The sequence below is a fragment of the Streptomyces sp. NPDC085460 genome (assembly GCF_044541975.1).
Lineage (GTDB): Bacteria > Actinomycetota > Actinomycetes > Streptomycetales > Streptomycetaceae > Streptomyces.
The window spans coordinates 1-26,531 of sequence record NZ_JBITTO010000022.1; the positions used below are offsets into that span (position 1 = coordinate 1).

Annotated in this window: 21 protein-coding genes; 11 read left to right on the forward strand and 10 right to left on the reverse strand. The window is 75.6% G+C overall.

Going from position 1 to position 26,531, the window contains the following annotated elements:
• Positions 1 to 88: 88 nt before the first annotated feature.
• The 4 genes from ACIGHB_RS33820 to ACIGHB_RS33835 form a co-directional block, all read right to left on the reverse strand.
• Positions 89 to 952 carry a biotin-dependent carboxyltransferase family protein gene (locus ACIGHB_RS33820; protein WP_399918629.1) on the reverse strand — a complete coding sequence of 288 codons (864 nt, stop codon included), beginning with the start codon at positions 950 to 952 and terminating at the stop codon, positions 89 to 91.
• Positions 949 to 1,593: an allophanate hydrolase subunit 1 gene (locus ACIGHB_RS33825; protein ID WP_399918631.1), complete on the reverse strand. Its 645-nt coding sequence runs from the start codon at positions 1,591 to 1,593 to the stop codon at positions 949 to 951. Before ACIGHB_RS33825 ends, ACIGHB_RS33820 begins: the two co-directional genes overlap by 4 nt.
• Positions 1,590 to 2,354, reverse strand: coding sequence for a LamB/YcsF family protein (locus ACIGHB_RS33830; protein ID WP_399918633.1), 765 nt, complete (start codon positions 2,352 to 2,354; stop codon positions 1,590 to 1,592). The genes ACIGHB_RS33825 and ACIGHB_RS33830 overlap by 4 nt, the downstream gene beginning before the upstream one ends.
• Before the next feature lie 132 nt (positions 2,355 to 2,486).
• A complete protein-coding gene (locus ACIGHB_RS33835) occupies positions 2,487 to 3,767 on the reverse strand; it encodes an MFS transporter (protein WP_360322129.1) in 1,281 nt (426 codons plus the stop codon).
• A 200-nt stretch (positions 3,768 to 3,967) separates the two neighbouring features.
• On the opposite strand from ACIGHB_RS33835, the gene ACIGHB_RS33840 reads away from it, so the two are divergent.
• The 5 genes from ACIGHB_RS33840 to ACIGHB_RS33860 all read left to right on the forward strand — a co-directional run bounded on the left by ACIGHB_RS33840 (position 3,968) and on the right by ACIGHB_RS33860 (position 12,660).
• A complete protein-coding gene (locus tag ACIGHB_RS33840) occupies positions 3,968 to 4,690 on the forward strand; it encodes a GntR family transcriptional regulator (protein ID WP_360322126.1) in 723 nt (240 codons plus the stop codon).
• 104 nt (positions 4,691 to 4,794) lie between these two features.
• Positions 4,795 to 6,324: a hypothetical protein gene (locus tag ACIGHB_RS33845; RefSeq protein WP_399918635.1), complete on the forward strand. Its 1,530-nt coding sequence runs from the start codon at positions 4,795 to 4,797 to the stop codon at positions 6,322 to 6,324.
• Between the two features lie 347 nt (positions 6,325 to 6,671).
• Positions 6,672 to 6,971 carry a hypothetical protein gene (locus ACIGHB_RS33850; RefSeq protein ID WP_399918637.1) on the forward strand — a complete coding sequence of 100 codons (300 nt, stop codon included), beginning with the start codon at positions 6,672 to 6,674 and terminating at the stop codon, positions 6,969 to 6,971.
• On the forward strand, positions 6,968 to 7,891 hold the full coding sequence (locus ACIGHB_RS33855) for a hypothetical protein (RefSeq protein ID WP_399918639.1): 924 nt from the start codon (positions 6,968 to 6,970) through the stop codon (positions 7,889 to 7,891). The genes ACIGHB_RS33850 and ACIGHB_RS33855 overlap by 4 nt, the downstream gene beginning before the upstream one ends.
• Before the next feature lie 80 nt (positions 7,892 to 7,971).
• Positions 7,972 to 12,660, forward strand: coding sequence for a hypothetical protein (locus tag ACIGHB_RS33860; protein ID WP_399918641.1), 4,689 nt, complete (start codon positions 7,972 to 7,974; stop codon positions 12,658 to 12,660).
• 55 nt (positions 12,661 to 12,715) lie between these two features.
• Here ACIGHB_RS33860 and ACIGHB_RS33865 read toward each other — a convergent pair whose 3' ends face one another.
• Positions 12,716 to 13,060, reverse strand: a complete 345-nt coding sequence (locus ACIGHB_RS33865) for a hypothetical protein (RefSeq protein WP_360319519.1) — start codon at positions 13,058 to 13,060, stop codon at positions 12,716 to 12,718.
• A 454-nt stretch (positions 13,061 to 13,514) separates the two neighbouring features.
• Between ACIGHB_RS33865 and ACIGHB_RS33870 the strand changes: the two genes are divergently transcribed.
• Genes ACIGHB_RS33870 through ACIGHB_RS33885 form a run of 4 tightly spaced genes read left to right on the forward strand, consistent with a single transcriptional unit; the run spans position 13,515 to position 17,871 of the window.
• Positions 13,515 to 16,397 (forward strand): nitrate- and nitrite sensing domain-containing protein, encoded by a 2,883-nt coding sequence (locus ACIGHB_RS33870; protein WP_399918643.1) that lies wholly within the window; start codon positions 13,515 to 13,517, stop codon positions 16,395 to 16,397.
• Positions 16,394 to 16,837 carry a roadblock/LC7 domain-containing protein gene (locus tag ACIGHB_RS33875; protein ID WP_360319523.1) on the forward strand — a complete coding sequence of 148 codons (444 nt, stop codon included), beginning with the start codon at positions 16,394 to 16,396 and terminating at the stop codon, positions 16,835 to 16,837. Before ACIGHB_RS33870 ends, ACIGHB_RS33875 begins: the two co-directional genes overlap by 4 nt.
• A gap of 10 nt (positions 16,838 to 16,847) precedes the next feature.
• Positions 16,848 to 17,285 (forward strand): DUF742 domain-containing protein, encoded by a 438-nt coding sequence (locus ACIGHB_RS33880; RefSeq protein ID WP_360319525.1) that lies wholly within the window; start codon positions 16,848 to 16,850, stop codon positions 17,283 to 17,285.
• A complete protein-coding gene (locus tag ACIGHB_RS33885) occupies positions 17,266 to 17,871 on the forward strand; it encodes an ATP/GTP-binding protein (RefSeq protein ID WP_360319527.1) in 606 nt (201 codons plus the stop codon). The genes ACIGHB_RS33880 and ACIGHB_RS33885 overlap by 20 nt, the downstream gene beginning before the upstream one ends.
• A 30-nt stretch (positions 17,872 to 17,901) precedes the next feature.
• On the opposite strand, the gene ACIGHB_RS33890 is transcribed toward ACIGHB_RS33885, so the two are convergent.
• The 3 genes from ACIGHB_RS33890 to ACIGHB_RS33900 form a co-directional block, all read right to left on the reverse strand.
• Positions 17,902 to 19,089: a lipid-transfer protein gene (locus ACIGHB_RS33890; RefSeq protein ID WP_360319529.1), complete on the reverse strand. Its 1,188-nt coding sequence runs from the start codon at positions 19,087 to 19,089 to the stop codon at positions 17,902 to 17,904.
• On the reverse strand, positions 19,086 to 19,553 hold the full coding sequence (locus ACIGHB_RS33895) for a Zn-ribbon domain-containing OB-fold protein (protein WP_399918647.1): 468 nt from the start codon (positions 19,551 to 19,553) through the stop codon (positions 19,086 to 19,088). Before ACIGHB_RS33895 ends, ACIGHB_RS33890 begins: the two co-directional genes overlap by 4 nt.
• An 81-nt stretch (positions 19,554 to 19,634) precedes the next feature.
• The gene (locus tag ACIGHB_RS33900; RefSeq protein ID WP_399918649.1) at positions 19,635 to 20,447 is read right to left on the reverse strand and encodes a M15 family metallopeptidase; all 813 of its coding nucleotides are present in this window, start codon (positions 20,445 to 20,447) and stop codon (positions 19,635 to 19,637) included.
• A 60-nt stretch (positions 20,448 to 20,507) separates the two neighbouring features.
• Here ACIGHB_RS33900 and ACIGHB_RS33905 point away from each other — a divergent pair, with 60 nt between their 5' ends.
• Positions 20,508 to 21,035 (forward strand): NUDIX domain-containing protein, encoded by a 528-nt coding sequence (locus ACIGHB_RS33905; protein ID WP_399918651.1) that lies wholly within the window; start codon positions 20,508 to 20,510, stop codon positions 21,033 to 21,035.
• An 18-nt stretch (positions 21,036 to 21,053) separates the two neighbouring features.
• On the opposite strand, the gene ACIGHB_RS33910 is transcribed toward ACIGHB_RS33905, so the two are convergent.
• Positions 21,054 to 21,863 carry a DUF4253 domain-containing protein gene (locus tag ACIGHB_RS33910; protein ID WP_399918653.1) on the reverse strand — a complete coding sequence of 270 codons (810 nt, stop codon included), beginning with the start codon at positions 21,861 to 21,863 and terminating at the stop codon, positions 21,054 to 21,056.
• A gap of 84 nt (positions 21,864 to 21,947) precedes the next feature.
• Positions 21,948 to 24,296: a glycoside hydrolase family 31 protein gene (locus ACIGHB_RS33915; protein WP_399918655.1), complete on the reverse strand. Its 2,349-nt coding sequence runs from the start codon at positions 24,294 to 24,296 to the stop codon at positions 21,948 to 21,950.
• Between the two features lie 213 nt (positions 24,297 to 24,509).
• On the opposite strand from ACIGHB_RS33915, the gene ACIGHB_RS33920 reads away from it, so the two are divergent.
• A complete protein-coding gene (locus tag ACIGHB_RS33920) occupies positions 24,510 to 26,489 on the forward strand; it encodes an acetoacetate--CoA ligase (RefSeq protein WP_399918657.1) in 1,980 nt (659 codons plus the stop codon).
• The last annotated feature ends 42 nt before the right edge of the window (positions 26,490 to 26,531 follow it).

Below are 26,531 nucleotides of genomic sequence, written 5' to 3' on the forward strand. Positions count from 1 at the left end.
TAGCTCCGCTACAAGGGCGCCCCGGCCGCACGCCGATCGCACGCACCGGACGACCCGGCCTGATCCGACGCCAATTGTCAGACACGCCCTAGGGCGCCGTGACGAAGCGGACCGGCGTCCCGGGCACCGCCTGCGCGGCCGCCCCCAGGTCCGCCTCCCGCACCACCGCCACCACCGGGTAGCCGCCGGTCGTCGGATGGTCGGCCAGGAAGACCACCGGCCGCCCGTCCGGGGGCACCTGCACCGCGCCCAGCACCATGCCCTCGCTCGGCAGTTCCCCGGCGCGGGCGCGCTCCAGGGACGGCCCGTCGAGGCGCAGGCCGATGCGGTTGCTCGCCGGGGACACCAGGTACGCGCGCGTGGTGAGGGTGTGGAGCGCCCCAGGGGTGAACCAGTCGTCGCGCGGCCCGAGCCGGACCCGCAGGACGAGTTCGTCCGGCGGGCCCGGCCAGGGGGGAGCGTCGACCGACCCCCGTACGGCCGGGGCCGCCCCCAGCGGCAGCACCGCCCCGTCCGCCACCGGCGCGGGGCCGAGACCGGACAGCAGGTCGGTGGAGCGGCTGCCGAGCACCGGATCGACGGCGATCCCGCCGCCGATCGCCACGTACGAGCGCAGCCCGCCCACGGCCGGGCCGACCTCCAGGAGCGCACCGGCCGGGACCCGGACCGCCGTGCCCCAGGGCAGCGGACGGCCGTCGGCCCGGAGCGGGCAGGGCGCGCCGCCCACGGCCACGGTCACCGCGCTCCGGGGGCGCAGGGCGCAGCCCGTCACGGTGGTCTCCAGGACCGCCGCCCCCTCGTCGTTGCCGACCAGCCGGTTGGCCAGCCGGGCGGCGGCCGGGTCCAGGGCTCCGGAGCGGGGCACGCCCAGGTGCGCGTACCCGGGCCGTCCCAGGTCCTGCACGGTGGTCAGGGCGCCGGCCCGGACGACCGCGACGGCACGGTCGTTCACCGGCCGGCCCCCGTCCCCGCGAGGCCGTCCCGCGCCGGGACGAACCGCACCCGCGTGCCGGGGGAGAGCAGCGCCGCGGGCTCGCGCCCGGTGTCCCACAGGACCACGTCCGTGGTGCCGATCAGCTGCCAGCCGCCGGGCGAGGAGCGCGGATACACCCCCGTGTACGGCCCCGCCAGCGCCACCGCCCCGGCCGGCACCGCCGTCCGGGGCGTCGCCCGGCGCGGCACCTCGTAGCGCGCGCCGAGCCCCGTGAGGTACCCGAAGCCGGGGGCGAAGCCGCAGAACGCCACCCGGAACTCGGCCGAGGAGTGGATCCGTACCGCCTCCGCGGGCGGCACGCCCCAGCGGGCGGCCACCTCGGCCAGGTCCGGCCCGTCGTAGCGGACCGGCACCTCCACGACCTCGCCCACGCGCGCGTGCCCCGGCCGGAGCTCCCAGCCCGGCAGCTCGGCCGCGAGCCGGACCGGCTCGTCCACCCCGTCGAGCAGCACCGTCCGGGCCGCCGGCACGACCTCCCGCACCCCGGAAAGCGCGCCCGCCGCCCGGCGCCGCAGCACCTCCGCGTGGAGGGCCTCCGCGGCGGCCCGGTCGGCCAGTTCGACCAGGAGGGCGCGCTCGCCCACCCGCAGCACCCTCACGCGAAGGCCCCCACCGTGACCCCGGCGGACTCCAGGCCGGCCCGGACGCGCCGGGCCAGCTCCACCGCGCCCGGGGTGTCGCCGTGCAGGCAGAGCGAACGCGCCCGGACCGGCACCCGCGTCCCGCAGTGCGCGGTCACCGCGCCCGCGCGGACGAGGGCCACCGACCGCTCGACCACCGCGTCGGGGTCGTGCACGACGGCCCCCTCCTGCCCCCGTGGCAGCAGGGAGCCGTCGGCGCGGTAGGCGCGGTCGCCGAACGCCTCGGCGACCACCGGGAGCCCCGCCCGCTCCGCCGCCTCGTGCAGCCGGGAACCCGGCAGCCCGAGCACCGGCAGCCCGCCGCCCGCGAGCAGCACCCCGTCGACGACCGCGGCGGCCTGCTCCGCGTCCCGCACCACCCGGTTGTAGAGCGCCCCGTGCGGCTTCACGTACGCCACCCGGGAGCCGGCCGCGCGGGCGAAGACCTCCAGGGCCCCGATCTGGTACGCCACCTCCGCGGCCAGCTCCGCCGACGGCACGTCCATGGCGCGCCGCCCGAATCCGGCCAGGTCCCGGTAGGACACCTGGGCCCCGATCCGTACCCCCCGCGCGGCGGCGAGCTCGCACACCCGCCGCATGGTGACCGCGTCCCCCGCGTGGAAGCCGCAGGCCACGTTGGCGCTGGTGACGACGGAGAGCAGCCGCTCGTCGTCGGTCAGCGTCCAGCGGCCGAAGCCCTCGCCGAGATCGGCGTTCAGGTCGATGAAGACCCCGCTCATGATGGTGCTGTTCCCTTCGCAGGCGCTGTGGTGCTGTGGTGCTGTGGTGCTGTGGTGCTGTCATGCTGTGGTGCGTTGTCGGGCGGTACGCGCGCGGGGAGGCGGCGGGCCGGTGTCAGAGGCCGAGGGCCCTCACCCGAGCTCCTTCCCGCGCGTCTCCGGCAGACCGAGCAGCGCCAGCACGGCGAGTCCGTACCCCACCGCGCCGAAGACCAGCGCCCCGCCGACGCCCCAGCTCTCGGAGAGGAAGCCGACCAGGGTGGGGAAGATCGCGCCGACCGCGCGCCCGGTGTTGTACGTGAGCCCCTGCCCCGTGCCGCGCACCGGCGTCGGGTACAGCTCGGCGAGGAAGGAGCCGAAGCCGCTGAAGATGGCCGACATGCAGAAGCCGAGCGGGAAGCCGAGGACCAGGAGGAGGGTGTTCGCGCCGGCCGGGATCTGGGTGTACGCGATCACCGACGCCGCCGACAGGACGGCGAAGAGCGCGATGTTCCGCTTCCGTCCGATCCGGTCCGTCAGATGGCCGCCCGTCAGGTAGCCGATGAAGGCGCCCGAGATGAGCAGCGTCAGATAGCCGCCGGTGCCGACCACGGTCAGCCCGCGCTCGGTCTTGAGGAAGGTCGGCACCCAGGTGGCGAGCGTGTAGTAGCCGCCCTGCACGCCCGTGGAGAGCAGGGTCGCGAAGAGCGTGACGCGCAGCAGCCCCGGCCGGAGCACCGCGCGCAGCGACCCCCGCTCGGTGCTGGCCTCGCGTACCGCCGCCGCCTGCGGGGCGTCCTCCACGTTCCGCCGGACCCAGACCACGAGCAGCGCCGGCAGCGCCCCGGTCCAGAAGAGGATCCGCCAGGCCAGGTCCGCCTCGAAGAACTGGAACACCAGGGTGTAGACGATCACCGCGAGGGCCCAGCCGGCCGCCCACGCCGACTGCACGGCGCCGAGCGTACGGCCCCGGTGCCGGGCGGAGGCGTACTCGGCGACCAGGATCGCGCCGACCGCCCACTCGCCGCCGAAGCCCAGGCCCTGGAGCGCCCGGAAGACCAGGAGCGTCTCGTAGTTGGGCGCGAAGCCGCAGAGCACGGTGAAGAGGGCGTAGGTGCCGACCGTGATCATCAGGGCCTTGACGCGGCCGACCCGGTCGGCGAGGACACCGGCCAGGGCGCCGCCCACCGCCGACACCACCAGGGTCACCGTGGTGAGCAGTCCGGTCTGGCCCTTGTCGAGGTTGAAGTAGGCGGCGATCGCCACCATCGACAGCGGCAGGGTGAAGAAGTCGTAGGAATCCAGGGCGTACCCGCCGAAAGCGCCGCCGAAGGCGCGCCGTCCGCGCGGGCCGAGGGCGCGCAGCCAGCCGAACGCGCCCGTCGCGTCGGGTCGGTCGTCCGGGGAGTGCTGCCGGGTCTGTGTCGTGCTCATCTGCACCTCGCAGGTGGGGAGGCGTGCCTGAGTGACGTACGAGGGGGCGGTGCGTGTTCCGGTGGTGACCGAGTGCGGTGGCGCCAAGGTAGGGGATTGTTCAACGATTCGACAAGGGGGCTGTTGTCCCCGGTGCGAAACTGCGGTTGACTCGGCGGCCGGGACGAGGACGGGCCGGCCGGCCCGCGAGGGAGGGGACCGTGGACGCGAGCGGCACCGGGACGACCGGGAGCACCGGGGGACTGGCGGACGACCGCGCGCTGCTCGGGCGCACCAGCACGGCGGAGAGGGTCGCGGACATCCTCCGCACCCGCATCGCCGAGGGCTTCTTCCCGCCCGGCACCCGGCTCTCCGAGGAGAGCATCGGCGGCGCCCTCGGGGTCTCCCGCAACACCCTGCGCGAGGCGTTCCGGCTCCTCACCCACGAGCGGCTGCTCGTCCACGAGCTGAACCGCGGGGTCTTCGTCCGCGTCCTCGCCGTGGACGACGTCGAGGACATCTACCGCACCCGCCGGCTCGTCGAATGCGCCGTCGTACGGGGCCTCGGGAGCCCGCCCTTCCCGGTCGCCGGACTCGCCGCCGCCGTCGCCGAGGGCGAGGCCGCCGCCCGCGACGGCGACTGGCGCGGGGTCTCCACGGCCAACATCCACTTCCACCGCGAACTCGTCGCCCTCGCCGGCAGCGCCCGTACCGACGAGCTCATGCGCGGCGTCCTCGCCGAACTCCGGCTGGCCTTCCACGTGGTGGACGACCCCCGGGCCCTCCACGAGCCCTACCTCGTCCGCAACCAGGAGATCCTGGACGCCCTGCGCGCGGGGGAGCGGGCCGCCGCCGAACGCCTCCTCGCCCGCTACCTGGAGGACTCCATCGCCCGCGTGGGCGCCGCCTACGCCCGGGCCGTGGACGAACCGGCTCAGGAGTAGCCGCCGGGGCGCGCGGGCGCGAGGGTACCGCCCGGGGCGGGCCCGGGGCGGTGGTTTCTGCGCCGTTTCGACCCATGTCAGTGCGAGGACCTACTCTGTGCACCGTGACTTCGCCTGCCTCGACGGACCTCGCTCCGCCCCAGCTCAGCGCGGGGCCGCGCCCCGCGCAGGGGCCGGCCGCCGACGAAGGGCTCGCGCGGCGCCTGCGCGCGCTCGCCTGCACCGCGCCGCTGCACGACCTCGACGCGCGCAAGGCCAACCTCGCCGGCGAGTACACGGTCTACGCGATGGCGGAGGTCGCGCTCGCCGCGATCGACCTCGTCACCCTCCACATGGACTTCGACACCGGCGCCGACCACGACCAGGTCGTCGCCCGGCTGCTGCCCCGCGTCGCCGCCCAGGCCCCCGCCCGCCCCGCCGCCGAGCACGAGCGCGTGGCCCGCTGGGTGCTGGAGAACCTGATCAACGTCGGCAGCGTCGACCGCGGCTTCCGCGCCGTCTACGGCACCTTCGGCACCGACGGCGTGTACGTCCGCCGGGACTACGACTTCAAGCTCATCGAGGAGGTCCCGGGGTACGGCGGCACCGTCTGCCTCCGCACCACCGACGAGGCCGTCAACGTGCTCGTGGGCGCCCTCGACACCGACGTCACCAGCGCGCAGATCGCCGCCGAGGTGAAGCTGGAGGTCCTGATCAGCCGGGGCCGCCTCGCCGACGCCCAGCTCGCCGCCGAGCAGGCCCGCTACCGGACCGTCCAGTACGCCGAGACCCTCCGCAGGACCCTGGAGGCCACCCGGCGCAACGTGCGCGCGGTGGACTGGCTCAACAGCGTCCCCGACATGATCGCCGAGGCGCTCGACCACGTCGCCGACCGCTACCGCCACGAGAACGCGATCCTCACCAACATCCGCAAGGCGCGCGACGAGGCCGAGGACCCCGAGCACAAGCGCCGGGCCGCCGAGCTGGTCGACATCGTCAAGGACTGCATCCGCCGCCACACCCAGCTCCAGTCCCGGCTCCTGGAAGCGGGCCCGCTCTTCCGCGCAGAGCAGGACCGCCAGGCGTTCGCCGCCCCCACCCGCTACACCGGCCTCGACCTGTACGGGCAGCTCGTCGCGCCCGTGCTGCCGCTCCCGGTGGAGCGGGCCACCCGGGTCACCGACGCCTTCTTCGCGCGCGGTACCGGCCTGCGCACCCCCGCCTCGGTCCGCCTCGGCGACCTCGTGGACCTGCTGCTCACGCCGCCGGTCGAGCGCGAGCACCTCGGCGCGGAGATGCCCGAGCCGGAGCTGATCGCCACCCCTGACGACTCCCGCTTCAGCGAGCGCCAGCTCGCCGACGCGCTCGCCCTGCTGGAGCTGGAGCACGACGCCCCGCGCCGGCTCTCCGGCCTGCTCGCCGAGGCCCGCGCCGGCGGCGGCGAGGACCTCGCCTACCTGGTGGCCCTGCTCGCCGTCCACGCGGCCAGCCCGCCCGTCGGCACCGCCTACCGCCAGGGCGAGGAGCGCCTGCTCTTCGCCGTGGACGACGGCACACCGCTCGACGACCCCGGCTTCGGCGGCGCCGACCTCATCGTCGGCACGGCGCTCCTCGACGCCGTCGGCATGGCCGCGGACCGTACGGAGGCGACGTGACGTACGTCTCCGACACCACCCCGCCCGCCGGCGCCGGCCAGGGCCCCCAGGCACCCGCCCGCCCGACCAGGCCCACGCGCGCGTGGCTCCGGGAACCCGAGCCCCTGCCCACGGTCCTGGCGGAGCTGCCCGTCCTCGTTGAGCGACCCATCCTCGCGGGCACGCCGGTCCTCGCGGAGCCGCCCGTCGCCGAGCCCGTGCAGGCACCGACAACGCCGGCACCGACAACGCCGGCACCGACAACGCCCGAGCCGACAACGCCGGAACCGCCCGCCCCGCCAGCGTCAGCCCCCCCGCCCCCGGCACCGCAGCCGACCGCCCCCCGCCCCCGCCTCCGGCCGCCCTTCGTGGACGCGCCCGCCGGCGCGGGCGCGCCCGCCGCGCGGCGCCCGGACGGCGAGCCCGGCGACCGGCCCCGCCTCGGCGCCGTGCCCCTGCCCGAGGCGACCCGGGCCGCCGTGCGCCGCAGGGACCTGCCCATGGTCCGTGCCGTGCGCCTCGGGGGCGCCCCGGAGGTGCCGTCGCCCGCGCCGGGCGAGGCCCCCGTGCCGCCCGCCGCCGTCACCCCCGTGCCGCTGCCCCTGCCCCGGGCCGCCGGCACCGCAGCCGTACCGAACGAGAGCCGCACCGAGGAGCCCCAGCCGTGAGCGACAGCGCCGTCCAGCACACCGAGTACACCGAGTACCCGGACGCGTGGAGCGAGCAGGAGTCCCCCCGGTCCCCGGCCCCGGCCTCCGCGCCCGCCGCCGTCACCCCCGCGGACGCCGCCGACGCCGCGCGGCTCGTCTCCTTCGGGCTCCAGCCCAAGCTGCTGCCCGCCCGCGACGCCGAGTACGCCGAACTGCTCCGCCGCTACCAGGAGGACCCGGCCTTCGCGCGGCTCGCCGACGCCGTCGCGACCGGCCTCGGCCTGATCGTCCTCGAGGTCTCCCCGCGCGCCGGCATTGCCGTCACCGCCGGTGAGGACTCCGTCTTCGCCGTCCGCATGGGCGACTACGCCCGCCGCGCCAACACCGACTCGGCCGACCGGTTCCTGCACGGCCTCGCCCACCTCGCCGTCGCCGCGATGGCCTTCCCGCGCCCCGAGGACCTCGCCGACGACGCGTACATCGGCCGCCTCACCGTCAACGGCGTGGACTCCTTCGTCCGCCAGGCGTGTCTCCGCCTGGAGCAGCGCGCCGAGGAGGAGGGCGAGAACACCGACCCGGCCTCCGACGCCCCCGGCCTGGAAGCCGCCTGGCGCATCTGGTCCCGCCGCTCCACCACCGGCGCCACCAAGGACGCCCGCCGCCTCGCCGGCTCCACCACGGGCATCGTCGCCAAGGCCGTCGCCTTCCTCACCGACTCCGGCTTCCTCCAGCGCACCGGCGACGAGAGCGGCGGCTCCTACCGCACGACCGCCCGCTACCAGCTCCAGGTCCGCGACATGGCGGGTTCCGCCGCCCTGACCGAACTCCTCGACCTCGGGATCGTGCCCGTCAGCGACGGCACCGCCACCCTCCTCCCGCCCCCGGAGGGCGACGACCTGGCCCTCGCCGCCGACGCGGGCCTCCCCTTCCACGCGTAACCCCACCCGTCCCGCGTCCCCCGGGCCGCCGCCTCGCCCCACCGAACTCCCCGAGCACGAGAGCACGAGAGTCCCTCGCCATGTACGAGCTGTCCCGGGTCCGCCTCTACTCCATCGGCCCCGCCGGCGCCCGCTACGCCGACACCGTCCTGGACCTGCGCGGTGTCGGCGCCCCCGTGCCGAACCCCGCCCCCACCCAGGCGGAGTTCTTCGAGGAGGAGCCGGTCGGCCCGCCGCGCCGCCCCGCCCCCGCGGGCGTGCTCTTCCTGGAGAACGGCGGCGGCAAGTCCGTCCTCCTCAAGCTCATCTTCTCGGTGATGCTCCCGGGCCACCGCAACACGCTCGGCGGCGCCAGCTCCGGCGTGCTCCGCAAGTTCCTGCTCGCCGACGACTGCGGCCATGTCGCCCTGGAGTGGCAGCACACCCTCACCGGCGAACTCGTCGTCGTCGGCAAGGCCAGCGAGTGGCGCGGCCGCCAGGTCTCCAACGACCCGAGGAAGTTCGCGGAGGCGTGGTACTCCTTCCGCCCCGGGCCCGGCCTCAGCCTGGACAACCTCCCGGTCGCCGAGGCCACCTCCGTCCGCCCCGCCGCCGAGGGCGCCTCCGGCGCCTCGGGCCGCCGCCGCACCATGAAGGGCTTCCGCGACGCCCTCACCGAGGCCGGCAAGGCGTACCCGCACCTCGACGTGGTGTGGGAGGAGATCCACGACCGCTGGAACGAGCACCTCGGCGACCTCGGCCTCGACCCCGAACTCTTCCGCTACCAGCGCGAGATGAACGCCGACGAGGGCGAGGCCGCCGGTCTCTTCGCGGTCAAGAAGGACTCCGACTTCACCGACCTCCTCCTCCGCGCGGTCACCGACACCCGGGACACCGACGGCCTCGCCGACCTCGTCGGCGGCTTCGGCAACAAGCTCGGCCGCCGCGCCGAACTCACCGCCGAACGCGACTTCACGGCCGGCTCCGCGGACCTCCTCAACCGGATCGTGGACGCCGCCGGAACCCGGTCGCACGCGCGCGAGGTGCACGCCGCCGCCGAGAGCCGCACCCGGACCCTCGCCCGCCGCCTCTCCGGCCGCGCCGCCGGCGAACGCGCCCGCGCCGCCGAACTCGCCCAGCAGGTCACCTCCGCCGGCCACGCCGTCTCCGAGGCCGAGACCGCCCGCGAGCGCGCCGCCCTCATCGCCGCCGAACTCGCCTACCGGCACGCCTCCCTGGCGCTCGCCGCCGCCGAGAAGGGCGCCGCCTCCCAGCGCCGCGAGCTCATCGAGGCCCGCACCCTGCACTCCGCCTGGCAGGCCGCCGAGTCGGTGCTCCGCCACCGCGCCGCCGGAGACCGCTCCGCGCGCGTGGCCGCCGCCATCCGCGAGGCCGAGCGCGACGCCGCCCCGGCCCTCGCCGCCCGCGCCTCGGCCGCCGCCGACCTCGTACGGGCCCTCGCCGCCGCCGCCGAGGAGGGCGAGCGGCACGCCGCCGAGGAGGAGGAGCGGTCCACCGCCCTCCAGGAGGCCGGCGAGGCCGCCCACCGGGACGCCACCGCCGCCGCCACCGAGGCCCAGCGCGCCCGCAGCGAGGCCGGTCACCTGCGCCAGCGCCTCGCCGAGGTCGAGCAGGAGACCGCCGAGGCCGTCCGGGCCGGCTGGCTCGACGACTCCGCCCCCGACGCCGACCCGGCCCGTGCCGCCCTCGCCGCCGCCGACGCCGAGAAGACCACGGTCGCCGCCTGGGACGCCGCCCGCGAAGCGGCCCGCACCGCGAGCGACCGCGCCCGCGAGGCCGCCGCCGCCGAGTCCCGCGCCGAACTCGCCGCCGCCCGCGCCGCCGACGCCGCCGAGGCCGCGGGCAACGCCTACGACGCCGAGCGCCGCGCCGCCGAGGCACTGGCCGGCGAGGAACGCCTCGCCGAACTCCTCGGCCTGCCCGGCTCCGGCTCCCCGCTCCCCGGCCAGCGCGCCGCCGACACGGACGGCGAGGCCCCCGAGGACGACGAGAGCGCCGCCGACGAGACCGGCGCGAGGACCGGCGGGTCCGACGCGCAGCCGCCGCTCTCCGTCACCGACTTCGACCGCTACGCCGAGGAGCTGCGCCGCCTGCTCGACGGCGCCGTCACCTCGGCCGAGCGCCAGCTCTTCGACCTGCGCACCGCCGCCGCCGACGACTCCCGCATTCTCGGCGCCCTCGGCGACGGCGGCCTGCTGCCGCCCGGCCCCGACGTCCTCGCCACCGTCGAGTTCCTCGGCGAGCACGGCATCCCCGCCCTCCCCGGCTGGCGCTACCTCGCCCAGTCCGTCGACCCCGCCGACCACGCGCGCGTGCTCGCCGCCCGCCCCGAGCTCGTCGACGGAGTCGTCATCACCGACCCCGTCTCGTACGGACGCGCCCGCGAGGCCCTCGGCTCCGCCGCCCTGCTGCCCCGCTCCGCCGTCGCCGTCGGCACCGCCGCCGCCCTCCTCGCCCCCGTACCGGCCCTGGAGGCGGGCGAGGACACCGGCGTCTTCCTGGTGCCGCCGAACCCGGCCATGCACGACGAGCACGCCGCCGACGAGGAGCGGCAGGCGCTCCGCGCCCGCGCCGCCTCCCGGGACGAGGAGATCCGCGCCCTCGCCGCCCGGCTCGCCGGCGACCGCGCCCTCGCCGCCCGGATCGGTGCCTGGCGCGCCGACTGCCCGCCCGGCATGCTCGCCGAGCTCGCGGCCGTCGCCGCCACCGCCCGCGAGACCGCCGAGACCGCCGCCCGGGCCCTCGACGAGGCCCGCGCCACGCGCGCGGAGGCCGAGGAGACCGCCGCGGAGGCCCTCGCCGTCCGCGACGACCGCCAGGAGGCGGCCCAGCGCGCCCGCCGGGCCGCCGACGCCCTCGCCGGCCTCGCCTTCCGGCTCCGCGAGCGTTCCGCCTGGCAGGCCAAGCTCCGCGAGCTCGCCGACGACGCCGCCGAGTCCGAGGCCCGCGCCCAGACCTGCCTGGAGCGCGCGCGGGCCGCCGACGAGGACCGCAGGGCCGCCCAGCGCGCCGCCGACGACGCCCACCGCACCGCCCGCGCGCTGCGCGCCGAGCGCGCCGAGATCGCCGGCGCCCCCGAGCAGCTGCCGGAGGAGGACGCCACCGCGCCCCGCGCCGCCCTCCCCACCCTCCGCGAGGCGTACCGGGCCGCCTCCCAGGTGTACGAGAAGGTCGGCGTCGGCGCCGACCTGCGCGCCGAGCAGGCCCGCGCCGAGAGCGACGAGTCCGCCGCCCTCGCCGAGCTGGACCGGCTCACCAACAAGGTCCGCACCCGCGCCGAGCAGCTCCTGGAGTCCACCGACGGCGCCGACGGCCCGTCCCGGCAGGCCGCCGCGGCCCGCGCAGAGGCCCTGGTGCAGATGCTGGAGACCCGCGCCTCCGAGGCGAGCGAGAAGCTCGGCCGGCTCCGCGGCGAGGCCGAGCGGCTGGCCCCCGAGGACGGCGGGTCCCATACCGAACTGCCGGAGGAGCTGGTCCCGGCCGACGCCGACCGGGCGCAGGCCCTGCTGCGTACCGCGAGCACCGAACTCGCCGCGCGCGCCGACGCCCTGGACGCGGCCCGCGCCGCCCACACCGGGCTGCTGCGCGACCACCGGGCGGCCGAGGACGCCGCGGGCGGCTTCGACGAGACCGCCGCGCTCCTGCGCGACCTGCTGCGCGACCACGCGGAGGAGGAGCGGGAGGAGCAGGAGCCGTACCCCGGTTCCCTGGAGGAGGCCAGGACCACCGCGGGCGAGGCCCGCAGGTCGCTGCGCGCCTGCACCGCCGAGCTCTCCGCCGCCGACGCGGCCGTCCGCGAGGCGAGCGACATCCTCGTCCGCCACGCCAACTCCACCCGCTACGAGCAGGTCCGCACCCCCGCCCGCCAGCAGATCCGCGAACTGCCCGCCTCCGCGCTGCCCGAGCACGCCGCCAAGTGGGCCGAGGCGTTCGCGCCCCGCCTGCGGGTCCTCACCGACGAGCTGGCCCAGCTGGAGCGCAACCGCGACTCGATCGTGGACCGGCTGCGCGGACTCGTGGAGACCTCGCTCGCCACCCTCCGCTCCGCCCAGCGGCTCTCCCGGCTCCCGGAGGGCCTGGGCGAGTGGTCGGGCCAGGAGTTCCTGCGGATCCGCTTCGAGGAGCCGGACCAGGCGACCCTGACCGAACGGCTCGGCGAGGTCGTCGACGAGGCGACCCGGGCCGCCGTGCGGAAGAACTCCGACCTGCGCCGCGACGGCATGTCGCTGCTGCTGCGCGGGGTGCAGGCGGCGCTCGAACCCAAGGGCGTCGCCGTCGAGATCCTCAAGCCGGACGCGGTGCTGCGCGCCGAGCGGGTGCCGGTCGGGCAGATGGGCGACGTCTTCTCCGGCGGACAGCTGCTCACCGCGGCCATCGCCCTGTACTGCACGATGGCGGCGCTGCGGTCCAACGACCGGGGCCGGGACAAGCACCGGCACGCGGGCACGCTCTTCCTCGACAACCCGATCGGCCGGGCCAACGCCACGTATCTGCTGGAGCTCCAGCGGGCCGTGTCGGACGCGCTTGGCGTCCAGCTGCTGTACACCACGGGCCTGTTCGACACCACGGCGCTCGCCGAGTTCCCGCTGGTGATCCGGCTGCGCAACGACGCCGACCTGCGCGCCGGCCTCAAGTACATCAGCGTCGAGGAGCACCTGCGTCCCGGCCTGCCGCAGCCGGCCGCCGACGGGGAGACGATCCACGGCGAGATCACGGCGACCCGGATGTTCCGCCGCCACCAGGACCAGGAACCGCCGGCGGCGCCGTAGTCACGAAGAAGGCCCGCCCCCTCGACGAGGGGGCGGGCCTTCTTCGTGGAGTCGATCAGGCGACCCGCTCCTCCGCGACCCGCTCGCGCCGCGCCGCGTACGCGCTGCTGCTCGGCTCGGAGACCACACCGGCGCGCTGCCGCCACACCTGGCGGGTGATCCAGATGTCCAGCACGCTCCAGGTGGCCACCACCGTCGCGACCACGGCCGCTATCGTCATCGGATAGGCCAGCCAGGAGCCCGTCACCGAGGTGAGGAAGGCGACCACGGCGAGGATGATCGTCACCGAGCTGATCATCACCGCCCGCACGGCCGCGTTCCGCACCGGATCCGGCATCCTCCGCCGTCCCCGCTCGTCCTCCACCCACAGCTGACGCGCGGTCCGCGTCTCGTCATCCATGTCCTGTCACTCCCCACCGCACGGTGCTCCCAGGGGTGGCTGCCCGCTTCCCGCGGTTCTACACGACGCGGACGGCCCGCCCTCGGCCCGTCCGCCCTCGGACGGCACGTTCCCCCGTACTTCATGACGCTCTGGACAGGGAAAAGGTTTCCCCATGTCACCCGACATCACGAACGGAACGAACGATTCCAGCCATTGCGCCCAGGGCGGGAAATCGTGCCCCTCCACGTGTCCTGCACCACAGTGGCCGATCCGAACTCCTGGAATACCAGGACATCTCATGATCAACGCTCACTCAAGAGGCTGAAAATCGACCAGACACACCTTCGAGATGGTCGCGATGCAGTAGTAGGCTCACGCCGCCGTTTGTTGAAACCGAAGGTTGACGCGCCGTGTTGACGCGGCGACGCCGTTCGAGGGACCTCCGTGGCCGGGGGCCGTACTGGGGGAGGCCATGCGCTTTCGCGGGAAGTCCATCCGCCGGAAGATCGTGGCGCTGCTCCTCGTACCACTCGTCTCCCTCACCGGCCTCTGGGGCTTCGCCACCGTCCTCACCGGACGCGAGGCCGACCAGCTCCTCGACGTCGGCTACATCGTCGACAAGGTCGGCTACCCCCTGGAGGACACGGCCCGGGTCATCCAGCTCGAACGCCGCCAGTCCCTCGTCTACCTCGCCGACCCGCGCGGCTCCGAGGCCCTCACCCAGCTCCGCGAGGCCCGCCTCGCCACCGACCGGCAGATCGCCCGCATCCGCGCCAACGCCGAGGACCCCGGCGTCCGCGAGGAGATGCGCCCGGTCACCACCCAGAAGCTCAACTCGCTCCTCGCCGCCTTCGAGGAGATCTCCTCCCTGCGCCGCTCGGTCGAGAAGCGCAGTATCGGCCGCCTCCAGGCACTGGAGTTCTACAACCGGCTCGTCGACCCCTGCTACAGCTTCCTCGTCACCCTCCACGCGCTGGAGAACGTCGAGATGGACAAGCAGGGCCGCGCCCTCGTCGGCGTCACCCGGGCCCGTGAACTCCTCTCCCGCGAGGACGCCCTGGTCCTCTCCGCGCTCGTCGCCGACCGCGTCACGGCCCAGGAGATCCGCGCCGTCTCCGACCTGATCGCCGTCCGCAAGCAGTTCTACGAGGTCAACCTCGAACTCCTGCCCGCCGCCGAGCGCCAGCGCTTCGAACAGTACTGGCGCAGCCCCGAGACCTCGGCCCTGCGCACGGCCGAGGAGGCGTTCGTCAAGGAGGGCCCCACCGAGCGGCCCCGGTCCGTCACCCCCGCCTACTGGCAGGACGAGGCCAGCCCCGTCCTGGACGAGCTCGCCCGCGCCAACACCGCCGCCGGCGACCGCTACCAGGACCGCGTCCAGCCCGCCGCGTACAGCGTCCTGCTCAAGGCGGGCGTCGCCGGCGTCCTCGGCTTCCTCGCCCTCCTCGCCTCGGTCGGCATCTCGGTCCGCATCGGCCGCTCCCTCGTCCGCGATCTGCGCCGCCTCCAGAAGGAGTCGCAGGAGGTCTCCGGCGTCCGCCTCCCCAGCGTCATGCGCCGCCTCGCCGCCGGCGAGCACGTCGACGTCGAGACCGAGGTCCCGCACCTGCGGTACGGCGAGGACGAGGTCGGCCAGGTCGGCCAGGCCCTCAACACCCTCCAGCGCGCCGCCGTCGAGGCCGCCGTCAAGCAGTCCGAGCTGCGCCGCGGGGTCTCCGAGGTCTTCGTCAACCTCGCCCGCCGCAACCAGGTCCTGCTGCACCGTCAGCTCACCCTGCTCGACACGATGGAGCGGCGCACCGAGGACACCGAGGAGCTCGCGGACCTCTTCCGCCTCGACCACCTCACCACCCGCATGCGCCGGCACGCCGAGGGCCTGGTGATCCTCTCCGGCGCCGCCCCCTCCCGCCAGTGGCGCAAGCCCGTGCAGCTCATGGACGTGGTCAGGGCCGCCGTCGCCGAGGTCGAGGACTACGAGCGCATCGAGGTCCGCCGGCTGCCCCGGCTCGGCGTCGGCGGCCCCGCCGTCGCCGACCTCACCCACCTCATCGCCGAACTCCTCGAGAACGCCACGGTGTTCTCCCCGCCGCACACCGCCGTCCAGGTCCTCGGCGAGCGCGTCGCCAACGGCTTCACGCTGGAGATCCACGACCGCGGCCTCGGCATGAGCCCCGACGTCCTGCTCGACGCCAACCTGCGGCTGGCCGAGACCCCCGAGTTCGAGCTCTCCGACACCGACCGCCTCGGCCTCTTCGTGGTGAGCCGCCTCGCCCAGCGCCAGAACGTCCGCGTCTCGCTCCAGACCTCCCCGTACGGCGGCACCACCGCGGTCGTCTTCATCCCGGCCGCGCTGCTCACCGACGCCCCCGAGACGCAGGGCGCGGGCTTCCGCCTCGACCGCACGTCCCCCGACCCGCGCACCGCCGACGGCACCGCCCCGCACGCCCCCTCCGGACCTTCCCGTACGACCTCCGGGGCGACGGCGGGCGTGCTCGGCGAGGCCCCCCTGCCGCAGCGCCGGCCCGCCCTCGCGCGGGTGCCCGATCTGGCGGACGAGACGGGCCCGGGACACCGGGCCGGTGGCCGGGGCGGACCCTTCGACGCGGGCGCCGACCGGGCGCTCGAACGCCCCGTGGACGGCCCGGTCGAACTGGAGCCGCCCTTCGGCCCCGAGGACATCGGCACGCTCCTCGACCGCTCCGCGGACCTCCTCGACAGCGACAGCGAGCGCGGGGGCCTCTTCCGCCCCCAGCGCCGGCGCCCCGGCCAGAACCCGGCCGGCGAGCAGCACCAGCAGGCCCCCGACCAGACCGGCGGCCACGGCGAGGACGCCCCGGCCGGCGAGGACGGCACGCACGGCCCGGTGCCGCTGCCGCGCCGCCGCCAGCCGACCCTGGTCGTCGACCACGGACGCCGGCTCGACGAGCCTGGCCGCGCCCACCCCGCCCCAGGACCGGACCGCCGGCTGCCGCCGCGCACCACCGGCCCCACGCTCGTCCCCGTACGCCCGGAAGGCACCGAGGCCGTCACGGCTCCGGCCCCGCCGGCCCCGGCCCCCGCCCCGGTCCCGCCGGTGCAGGGCCCCGAGCGGCTCGACGGGCTTCCGCGCCGCGTCCGCCAGGCGAGCCTGGTGCCGCAGCTGCGCGAGCCCGAGCCGCCGCAGGGCGCCGCGCCCGCGGCCGGCCCGGCGCCCGCCGACCGGCCCGCCGCGGAGGACGACGTCGAGCGCGACGCCGAGGAGGTGCGGGCCCGGATGGCCGCCATGCAGCGCGGCTGGCAGCGCGGACGCCGGCACGGCACCGGACCGGACGACACCACAGCACACGGAACGACACCCGAGGGGGACGGTCGATGACCGCACCGAACGCCGCAGCACACTCCAGCAGCGCCGCCCACGGCAACGGCGAGCTGAACTGGCTCCTCGACGAGCTGGTCCAGCGCGTCTCCGCCATCCGCAAGGCCCTGGTGCTGTCCAGCGACGGCCTGCCCACCGGCGCGTCGAAGGACCTGAGCCGCGAGGACGGCGAGCACCTCGCCGCCGTCGCCTCCGGCTTCCACAGCCTCGCCAAGGGCGTCGGCCGCCACTTCGAGGCGGGCAAGGTCCGGCAGACCGTGGTCGAGCTGGAGGACGCCTTCCTCTTCGTGACCGCCGCGGGCGACGGCAGCTGCCTCGCCGTCCTCGCCGACGCCGACTCCGACGTGGGCCAGGTGGCGTACGAGATGACCCTGATGGTCAAGCGGGTCGGCACCCACCTCGGCACGGCCCCCCGGACCGGTCTGCCCACGGGAGGGTGAGCCGCCCCGCATGAGCGACGCAGCCGAGCGCGGCCGGACCGGCCGGGAGACCCCCGGCCGGGAGACGCCCGCCCCCCACCACTGGTTCGACGACGAGGCCGGGCCCGTCGTCCGCCCGTACGCGATGACCCGCGGCCGGACGAGCGCCGCGGGCCGTCACCGGCTCGACCTCATCGCCGTGGTGGTCCCCGAGCCCGCCGCCGACGACCCCGGACGCGACCAGTCGCTCTCCCCGGAACACGTGGAGATCGTCGAACGCTGCTCGGAACAGCCCCAGTCGATCGCCGAGCTCGCCGCCGGACTCGACCTCCCCGTCGGGGTGGTCCGCGTCCTGGTCGGCGACCTCGTCGACGAGGAACTCGTGCACGTGACCCGCCCCGTTCCGCCGGCCCAGCTGCCGGACGTGAGCATCCTCCGCGAGGTGATCAATGGCCTTCGGGCGCTCTAGCCGCAAGAAGACCCCCGTCGAGCCGGTGACGCTGAAGATCCTGGTGGCGGGCGGCTTCGGGGTCGGCAAGACGACACTGGTCGGCACGGTCAGCGAGATCCGGCCGCTGCGGACCGAGGAGGTCCTCACCGAGGCGGGCCGTCCCGTGGACGACCTGCACGGCGTCGAGGCCAAGACGACCACCACGGTCGCCATGGACTTCGGCCGGATCACGCTCCGCGAGGACCTCGTGCTGTATCTGTTCGGCACCCCCGGACAGGACCGGTTCTGGTTCCTCTGGGACGAGCTCGCGCAGGGCGCGCTCGGCGCGATCGTGCTCGCCGACACCCGCCGCCTGGAGGACAGCTTCGCCGCCATCGACTACTTCGAGCGGCGTGGCATCCCCTTCACGGTGGCCGTCAACTGCTTCGAGGGCGCCCGCCGCTACCCGACCGAGACCGTGCGGGCGGCGCTCGACCTCGACCCCGAGGTCGAGCTGGTGATGTGCGACGCCCGTGACCGCGAGTCGGTCAAGAGCGTCCTCGTCGCCGTCGTCGAGCACGCCCTCGTCCTCGCCGACCGGGGGCACGAACCGGTGGCGACCTGAGCGGTACGGCCCCGGATCCCGGCCGGCGGGTCAGCGGACCGCCACCACCGCCGAACCGTGCCCGAACAGGCCCTGGTTGGCGGTGATCCCGGCCCGCGCCCCCGGCACCTGCCGGTCGCCCGCCGTGCCCCGCAGCTGCCAGGTCAGCTCGCAGACCTGGGCGATCGCCTGCGCGGGCACGGCCTCCCCGAAGGAGGCGAGCCCGCCGCTCGCATTCACCGGCAGCGCGCCGCCGAGCCGGGTCGCCCCGTCCCTGAGCAGCTTGGCGCCCTCGCCGCGCCCGCACAGGCCGATGTCCTCGTACCACTCCAGTTCCAGGGCGGTGGACAGGTCGTACACCTCGGCCAGGGACAGGTCCCCGGGACCGAGCCCGGCCTCCTCGTACGCCGCCCGCGCGATCGACGCGCGGAACGGGTGCGGCGGGGGCGCGACGGCGGTGGTCGAGTCGGTGGCGATGTCGGGCAGGTCGAGGACGGTCCTGGGGTAGGTGGGGGAGACCGTCGACACCGCCCGGATCCGCACCGGGTCCGGGTGCCCGTGCCGGCGCGCGAAGTCCAGGCTGGAGAGGACGAGCGCCGCCCCGCCGTCGGAGGTGGCGCAGATGTCGAGGAGCCGCAGCGGATCGGCGACGACGGCGGAGGCGGCGACCTCCTCGGGCGTCACCGGCTTCCGGTAGCGGGCGTACGGGTTGAGCGCCCCGGCCGCCGCGTTCTTCACCTTCACCTGGGCGAAGTCCTCGGCGGTGTCCCCGTACAGGGCCATTCTGCGGCGGGCGTACAGCGCGAAGTACGCGGGGTTGGTGGCGCCGAGGACCCGGAACCGCAGCCAGTCCGGATCGTCCGGCCGCTCCCCGCCGGCGGGTGCGAAGAACCCCTTGGGGGCGGAGTCCGCGCCGACGACGAGGACCGCGTCGGCGAGCCCGGCCAGGATCTGCGCCCGGGCCGCCCCGATGGCCTGGGCGCCCGACGCGCAGGCCGCGTAGACGCTGGTCACCCGCGCCCCCTGCCAGCCGAGTGCCTGCGCGAAGGTCGCCCCGGCCACGTACCCGGGATAGCCGCACCGCACGGTGTCGGCCCCGACGATGGATCCGATGTCCGACCACCGCACGCCCGCGTCGGCGAGCGCGGCGCGGGCGGCGGCGGTCCCGTACGAGACGAAGCTCCGCCCCCACTTGCCCCAGGGGTGCATCCCGGCCCCGATGACGGCGATGTCGTTCACGCGCGGTCCTCCGTCGTCCTCACGGGCCGCCAGTGCCAGGTGGTCCAGGTGTGCGCGGCGTCCTCGTTCAGCACGCCGGGCACCACCTCGACCTCCATCCCCACCGCGAGGTCCGCCGTCCGCACCCCGGGCGCGGCCTGCCCGAGTACCACCATCCCCTCGGCGGCGAGCTCGACCGCGAGCAGGACGTACGGCTCCCAGGGCACGTCCGGGTCGGAGACGTACGGCAGGGGCGGCCGGTAGCGCCCGTCGGTGTACGACCACACCCGCCCGCGCGGCGGGAGCGGCAGCTCGTCGAGCGGACCGTCGCCGGCGCAGTCCGGGTTGCGGCAGACGTCGTCCACGCGCGGGAAGAAGACCGCCGCGCAGGCCGGGCAGCGGGTGGCGAGGAGCCGGAACTCCCCGTCCGGGACCGTGTCGCCGGTGAACCAGCCTTCCACCACCGGCCTGCGCGTCCGTGCCATCTCCGGAACCTCCCACTGATCTGACGAAGTGTCAGAACTCTGGTGCCGAGTCTGGCACGGGCCTCCAGGAGGGGGAAGACGTCAGTGCCCGGCCACCGACCTCCGCGCCACCGGGAAGTCGAAGAACGTCGACGGGAACGGCTCGGGCTTGAACGTGAAGTGCCACCACTCCTCGGGCAGGTTCACGAACCCCTCCGCCTCCAGCACGCCCTTCAGGAACTGCCGGTTCGCCCGCTGGACGCCGGTGATCCGGGGGTCGTCGGTGTGCGAGAGCGTGTCGAAGCAGTCGTACCCGGTCCCCATGTCCACCGAGCTGTCCGGGAACCGCTCCTTCCGGGGCCCGGTGCACGAGGACAGCTCCTCGCCCGGCACGTACGCGCGCGTGGGTACCGCCGGCAGCCGCACGACCGTCAGGTCCACCGTCGAACCCCGGCTGTGCCCGGACTTCTCCGCGATGTAACCGTCCGCGAACAGCCGCTCCTTGGCCACCAGCGGATAGAACTCCGCCTTCATCCGCTCGTCCGCCAGGTCCTTTGCCCAGCGCACGAAGTGGTCCACCGCCCGCTGCGGCCGGTAGCAGTCGTACACCTTCAGCGTGTACCCCCGGGCCAGCAGCCGCCGCTGCGCCCGGTGCAGTGCCTCGGCCGCGGGCCGGGTCAGCAGGCACAGCGGCTGCCGGTAGCCGTCGATCACCTCGCCCACGAAGTTGTGCGCGGTGGTGTACCGCATCTCCTGGAGGATCGTCCGGTCCACCGAGTCCAGCGCCACGAACTCCCGCGGCGCCTTCGGCTCGGGCGCGGCGACGGCGGGCGCGGCGACCACCCCCGTACAGGCGAGGAGGACGGCGGCGCCGGTGACGGCGAGGGAGCGCAGGGCAGAGGCAAGTCCAGTCATGCGCACCGGGTCTACCAGTTCCGCCCCCGCCGGGAAACCCCCATCGCGTACGGTCCACGGGTGACCGACATCGCGCCCGCGCCCCCCGTCCTCCACTCCCACTGCTCGGCCTGCGGAGCCCCGTACCCCGCCGGAACCACCACCTGGCCCCGGACCTGCCCGGGCTGCTCCACCACCGCCTACCGCAACCCCCTCCCCGTCGCCGTCGCCCTCCTCCCCGTCACCGCGTCCCGGGGCACCGGCCTCCTCGCCATCACCCGGGCCATCCACCCCGGCCACGGCGGCACCGCCCTCCCCGGCGGCTTCATCGACCACGGCGAGGACTGGCGCACCGCCGTCGTCCGCGAACTCCGCGAGGAGACCGGCCTGGACGCCGACCCCGCCGCCGTCCGCCTCGCCGACGTCCTCGGCTCCCCCGAGCACCTCCTGGTCTTCGGCCTCCTCCCGCCGGTCCCGGCGGACGAGCTCCCCGCCTTCACGCCGACCCCGGAGACCTCGGCCCGCCTCGTCGTGCCGGAACCGCGCGAACTGGTCTTCCCCCTCCACACCGAGGCCATGAGGAAGTGGTTCGCCGGCGCGTACGGCTGACCCCCCGGGCCTCGCGGCTCAGTCCCACCAGAAGGTCCACAGATCGGCGCCCACCAGCCGCTCCGCGTACGCCCTGAGGTCCCTGGAGTGCCCCTGCCACACGTTGTCGGGGCAGAAGGCGAAGTGCTCGGCGGCGACCGGCAGCGCCTCCTCCAGGGTGGCCGGGGGAGCGGCGACGGAGAGCCGCAGCGTGTCGAACCCGACGGCGAACACCCGCGCCCCGAAGCGCCGTTCCCAGTCGGCGACGACCGCGGCGATCCGCGCCGTGTCGCTCGCGTGGTTGGCGGGACCCGACCAGCCCGCGACGGCCAGCGCCTCCGCCCCCGAGCCGGCCTCGACCAGCCCGAGGCGTGCCTCGGTGCCGAAGGACAGGAGCACGTCGGCGTGGTCCGCCGCGAGCGCGTCGGGGTCCTCCGTCACGGTCCGCCCGGCCGCGAGTCCCGGCCAGACCGCGCCGTAGGGGGCGGTGACGGCGAGCCGCTGGTCCGCGGAGAGGTGATCGTCCTCCTCGTCGACCGAGGTGCACCCCTCCCACCACGCGGCGAGCAGAGCCGCGGGGTCGTGCTCGGAGGGCCGGGACATCCCCTCCGGGTACAGCTCCCCCGACGCCCACGGCCGGAATTCCTCGTCGTCCGCGCGCAGGGGTTCGAGCAGCAGCGGCCACAGCCCGGTCCGCGCGTGCGCGGCCCGTATCCGCCCCCACGCCCCGAAGGGCGCGGGCCCGTCGCTCGACCACAACGGCAGCGTCCGGCCGTCCCCTCCTTCCGCCGTGATCAGGCGGCCGGGGGGAAGCTCGACATCAGCGCCCAGCAGGGCTTCGGGGTTCATGCTCCGGATGCTAGGCGGAGGGTCCGACAACCCCGCCCGAACGGCCCACCCGCCCCCTCACACCCCCACCCACGCACCGGCGGTTCACACCCCCCGCACCCGCACCGGCAGCTCCGCCGCCACCGGCCCGTCCTCCGTCACCCGCTCCACCACCACCCGGCCCTCCACGAGCCGCGACTGGTACCGCTCGATCTCCCCCGGCTCCCAGCCGTCGCCGGTGTCGCGGACGACGAGCCCGCCGCCCGTCCGCCCCGCCGCGGGGGCCCACACCTCAAGGGCCGGCTCCCCGTCGTCCCCCCGCACCGGCAGGACCGCCCCCGCGCGGGCCAGCACCGGCACGCGCGCGAGGGGCGCGTCGAGCAGCACCTGCCCAGGACCCTCGTACGCCGCGCCGGTCGCCGTGTCGTACCAGCGCCCGCGCGGCAGCCGTACCGCCCGCCGGTCCGCCCCCCGGTGCAGCACGGGGGCCACGAGCAGCGCGTCGCCGAGCAGGAACGCGTCGTCGCACTCCCGCAGCAGCCGGTCCTCCGGCGTCCCCCACCACACCGGCCGCACATAGGGCGCGCCCGTCATCCGCGCGAGCCGGGACAGGGTCACGAAGTACGGGTGCAGCCGCTCCCGTTCGGCCAGCGCCACACGCGCGTGCTCCAGCACCTCCGGGCCGAACTCCCACGGCTCGCGCCGCCCCGCGTCCAGCGCCGCGTGCGTCCGGAACAGCGGCAGCCAGGCGCCCAGCTGGTACCAGCGCAGGAACAGCTCCGGCGACGGGCTCCCGTCGAAACCGCCCACATCCGGCCCCGAGTACGGCACCCCGCACAGGCCGAGCCCCAGGACCAGCGCCAGCGAGGCCCGCAGCCCGGGCCACCCGGTGGCCACGTCGCCGGACCAGGTGCCCCCGTACCGCTGCATCCCCGCCCACCCCGCGCGCGTGAACAGGAACGGCCGCTCCTCGGGCCGCAGCCGCCGCAGCCCCTCGTGGCCCGCCCGTGCCATCAGGAGCCCGTACACGTTGTGCGCCTCCCGGTGGTCGCCGCCCCGCCCGTCCAGGTGGTGCCGGGCCGACCGGGGCAGCGTCGGGTCGCCGAACGCCGCGAACGACACCGGCTCGTTCATGTCGTGCCACACGCCCGAGAAGCCCTGCCGCAGCCGCTCCTCGTACAGGCCGCCCCACCACTCCCGCACCGCCGGATCCGTGAAGTCCGGGAAGGCGCACTCCCCGGGCCACACCACCCCCCGCACCTCCGCCCCGCGCGCGTCCCGCACGAACGCCCCCGCGGCCCGCCCCTCCTCGTACAGCACGTTCCCCGGCTCCGCCGCGACCGCCGGGTCCACGATCGACACCAGCCGCACGCCCTCCGCCCGCAGCTCCTCGGCGAGCCCCGGCAGGTCCGGGAAGCGCTGCCGGTCCACCGTGAACACCCGGTGTCCGTCGTAGTGGTCGATGTCCAGATGGACCGCCGACAGCGGCAGCCCCCGCTCCCGGTAACCGGCCACCACCCGCCGCACCTCCGCCGCGCTGCCGAACCCCCAGCGCGCGTGCTGCGGCCCCAGCGCCCACGCCGGCGGAAGCGCCGGCGCCCCGGTGAGCGCGGCCCAGTGGTGCAGCACGCGCGCGGGGGTCCCGACGACCACCCAGCAGCGCAGCGGCCCGCCCTCCATCCGCAGCTCGCTGGTGCCCGGCCGGTCGTGCCCCGACCCGGCCCCCTCCTCGCCCTCCGCGAGCGTCACCCGCCCGTCCCACGAGTTGTCGTGGAAGGCCAGGTGCGTACCCGCGTCCGCGACGACGAACTGCACCGGCATCGTGATGTACAGCGGATCGTCCTCCGGCCCGAACCGGCCCTTCGGGTCCGTGTTCCACAGCCGGTACGAGCCGTCCCGGAGCCGCGGCCCCGCCGCCCGCCCGCCCAGCCCGAAGAACCGCGCGTCCGCCGGCACCTCGGCCCGCTGCGCCCACCGCGACGGCCCCCCGCCCACCGGCTCCCACCAGCGCGGCGGCAGATCGCGGCGGAGCATCACCCCTCCGGGCGTACGGACCTCGACCGCCCCGTGCCGCGAGACCGCCACCGTCACCCGCTCCGACACCACCCGCCAGCCGCCGTCCGTGTCCGGCTCCAGGACCGCCCGGGGGTCCGGCTCCGGCGCCGGGCCCGCCAGCGCGTACGACGGCTCGGGCTCCGCCCCGTCCCACCCCCAGAAGACCGTGCCGCCCGACGACACGCACACCCGCAGCGACGACCGGGCGAACCGCACGATCCCCCCGCCCGGCAGCCCCTCCGCCCCCTCCGCGAGACCCGGCACCCGGGCCCGCTCCGCCCCCCGGGCCGGCAGCCCCGCCGCGTCCGCCCGGCGCTGCCGCCACGCCGCCCGTACCGTCCTGAGCCCCCGCACCGAACCGAACTCCCTCACCGAACGCACCAGTCCACGACCGTCCATGGGGGTCACCCTGCCACCCACCAGCGGCGATGCGAGCCTCGTTCAGCTGCCGTTCACCCGTGGTGGGAGCACATGTTCAACTCTCCGACCATGTGCGGGCGGCCCTGGTGCGAAAGCCGCTCCCATGGCATCGTCCTGTCAGCCGCGTCACGCGCACACCCCCGCACGTGCGCGCGACACACGCCGACCCGCGTACAGCCAGGGAGCCACCCGATGACAACTGCGCCGACCGAGCCGACCGAGCCGCTCTGGCAGCCGGACGAGGAGCGCATCGCCCACGCCGCCGTCACCCGATTCCAGGCGTGGGCCGCCGAACACCACGGCGCCCCGGCCGACGGCGGATACCCGGCCCTGCACCGCTGGTCCGTCGAGGAGCCGGAGACCTTCTGGCAGGCCGTCGCCGAATGGTTCGACGTCCGCTTCTCCACCCCCTACGCGCGCGTGCTCGGCGACCGCGCCATGCCCGGCGCCGACTGGTTCCCCGGCGCCACCCTCAACTACGCCGAGCACGCCCTGCGCGCCGCCGACGAGCGCCCCCACGACACCGCGCTCCTCCACGTGGACGAGACCCACGAGCCGGCCCCCCTCACCTGGGCCGAACTGCGCCGCCAGGTCGGCTCCCTCGCCGCCGAGCTGCGCGCTCTCGGCGTCCGCCCCGGCGACCGCGTCAGCGGCTACCTGCCGAACGTCCCCCAGGCCGTCGTCGCCCTCCTCGCCACCGCCGCCGTCGGCGGCGTCTGGACCTCCTGCGCCCCCGACTTCGGCGCCCGCTCCGTCCTCGACCGCTTCCAGCAGGTCGAGCCGGTCGTCCTCTTCACCGTCGACGGCTACCGCTACGGCGGCAAGGAGCACGACCGCCGCGACACCGTCGCCGAGCTGCGTGCCGAACTCCCCACCCTCCGCGCCGTCGTCCACATCCCGCTCCTGGGCACCCCGGCCCCCGAGGGCGCCCTCGACTGGGACCGGATGGTCGCCGCCGACGTGGAGCCGGTCTTCGAGCAGGTGCCCTTCGCGCACCCCCTGTGGGTCCTGTACTCCTCCGGCACCACCGGCCTGCCGAAGGCCATCGTCCAGTCCCAGGGCGGCATCCTCGTCGAGCACCTCAAGCAGCTGGGCCTCCACTGCGACCTGGGCCCCGAGGACGTCTTCTTCTGGTACACGTCCACCGGCTGGATGATGTGGAACTTCCTGGTCTCCGGCCTCCTCACCGGCACCACCGTCGTCCTCTACGACGGCAGCCCCGGCTTCCCGGACACCGGCGCCCAGTGGCGGATCGCCGAGCGCACCGGCGCCACCCTGTACGGCACCTCCGCCGCCTACGTGATGGCCTGCGCCAAGGCCGAGGTGCACCCGGGCCGCGACTTCGACCTGTCCGCCGTGAAGTGCGTCGCCACCACCGGCTCCCCGCTGCCGCCCGACGGCTTCCGCTGGCTCCACGACGAGGTCCGCGAGAACCTGTGGATCGCCAGCGTCAGCGGCGGCACCGACGTCTGCTCCTGCTTCGCCGGCGCCGTCCCCACCCTTCCCGTGCACATCGGCGAGCTCCAGGCCGCCGGCCTCGGCACCGACCTCCAGGCATGGGACCCGTCCGGCAAGCCGGTCATCGGGGAGGTCGGCGAGCTCGTCGTCACCAACCCCATGCCGTCCATGCCGATCCACTTCTGGAACGACCCCGACGGCAGCCGCTACCGCGACAGCTACTTCGAGATGTTCCCCGGCGTGTGGCGGCACGGCGACTGGATCACGATCACCGACCACGGCTCGGTGATCATCCACGGCCGCTCCGACTCCACCCTCAACCGTCAGGGCGTTCGGATGGGAAGCGCCGATATCTACGAGGCCGTGGAACGCCTCCCCGAGATCCGTGAGTCCCTCGTCATCGGCCTGGAGGAACCGGACGGCGGCTACTGGATGCCGCTCTTCGTGCACCTCGCCGACGGCGTGACCCTGGACGACGAGCTGATCGCCCGGATCAGGAGCACCATCCGCGCCGAACTGTCGCCCCGTCACGTCCCCGACGAGATCATCGAGGTCCCGGGCGTCCCGCACACCCTCACCGGCAAGCGCATCGAGGTGCCGGTCAAGCGCCTCCTCCAGGGCACCCCCCTGGAGAAGGCCGTCAACGCGGGCTCCGTCGACAACCTCGACCTCCTGCGCTTCTACGAGGCCCTCGCGGCGGCCCGCCGCGCCTGACGCGCCGAAGGGGCGCCCCACGCCGGGGCGCCCCTCCACGAC

What these genes read in the sequence shown, in the direction of transcription:
- ACIGHB_RS33830 (WP_399918633.1), bottom strand. Translation starts at nt 2,354, where the DNA reads ATGAGCGGGGTCTTCATCGACCTGAACGCCGATCTCGGCGAGGGCTTC.
- ACIGHB_RS33835 (WP_360322129.1), bottom strand. Translation starts at nt 3,767, where the DNA reads ATGAGCACGACACAGACCCGGCAGCACTCCCCGGACGACCGACCCGAC.
- ACIGHB_RS33860 (WP_399918641.1), top strand. Translation starts at nt 7,972, where the DNA reads ATGTACGAGCTGTCCCGGGTCCGCCTCTACTCCATCGGCCCCGCCGGC.
- ACIGHB_RS33865 (WP_360319519.1), bottom strand. Translation starts at nt 13,060, where the DNA reads ATGGATGACGAGACGCGGACCGCGCGTCAGCTGTGGGTGGAGGACGAG.
- ACIGHB_RS33870 (WP_399918643.1), top strand. Translation starts at nt 13,515, where the DNA reads ATGCGCTTTCGCGGGAAGTCCATCCGCCGGAAGATCGTGGCGCTGCTC.
- ACIGHB_RS33875 (WP_360319523.1), top strand. Translation starts at nt 16,394, where the DNA reads ATGACCGCACCGAACGCCGCAGCACACTCCAGCAGCGCCGCCCACGGC.
- ACIGHB_RS33880 (WP_360319525.1), top strand. Translation starts at nt 16,848, where the DNA reads ATGAGCGACGCAGCCGAGCGCGGCCGGACCGGCCGGGAGACCCCCGGC.
- ACIGHB_RS33885 (WP_360319527.1), top strand. Translation starts at nt 17,266, where the DNA reads ATGGCCTTCGGGCGCTCTAGCCGCAAGAAGACCCCCGTCGAGCCGGTG.
- ACIGHB_RS33895 (WP_399918647.1), bottom strand. Translation starts at nt 19,553, where the DNA reads ATGGCACGGACGCGCAGGCCGGTGGTGGAAGGCTGGTTCACCGGCGAC.
- ACIGHB_RS33900 (WP_399918649.1), bottom strand. Translation starts at nt 20,447, where the DNA reads ATGACTGGACTTGCCTCTGCCCTGCGCTCCCTCGCCGTCACCGGCGCC.
- ACIGHB_RS33910 (WP_399918653.1), bottom strand. Translation starts at nt 21,863, where the DNA reads ATGAACCCCGAAGCCCTGCTGGGCGCTGATGTCGAGCTTCCCCCCGGC.
- ACIGHB_RS33915 (WP_399918655.1), bottom strand. Translation starts at nt 24,296, where the DNA reads ATGGACGGTCGTGGACTGGTGCGTTCGGTGAGGGAGTTCGGTTCGGTG.
- ACIGHB_RS33920 (WP_399918657.1), top strand. Translation starts at nt 24,510, where the DNA reads ATGACAACTGCGCCGACCGAGCCGACCGAGCCGCTCTGGCAGCCGGAC.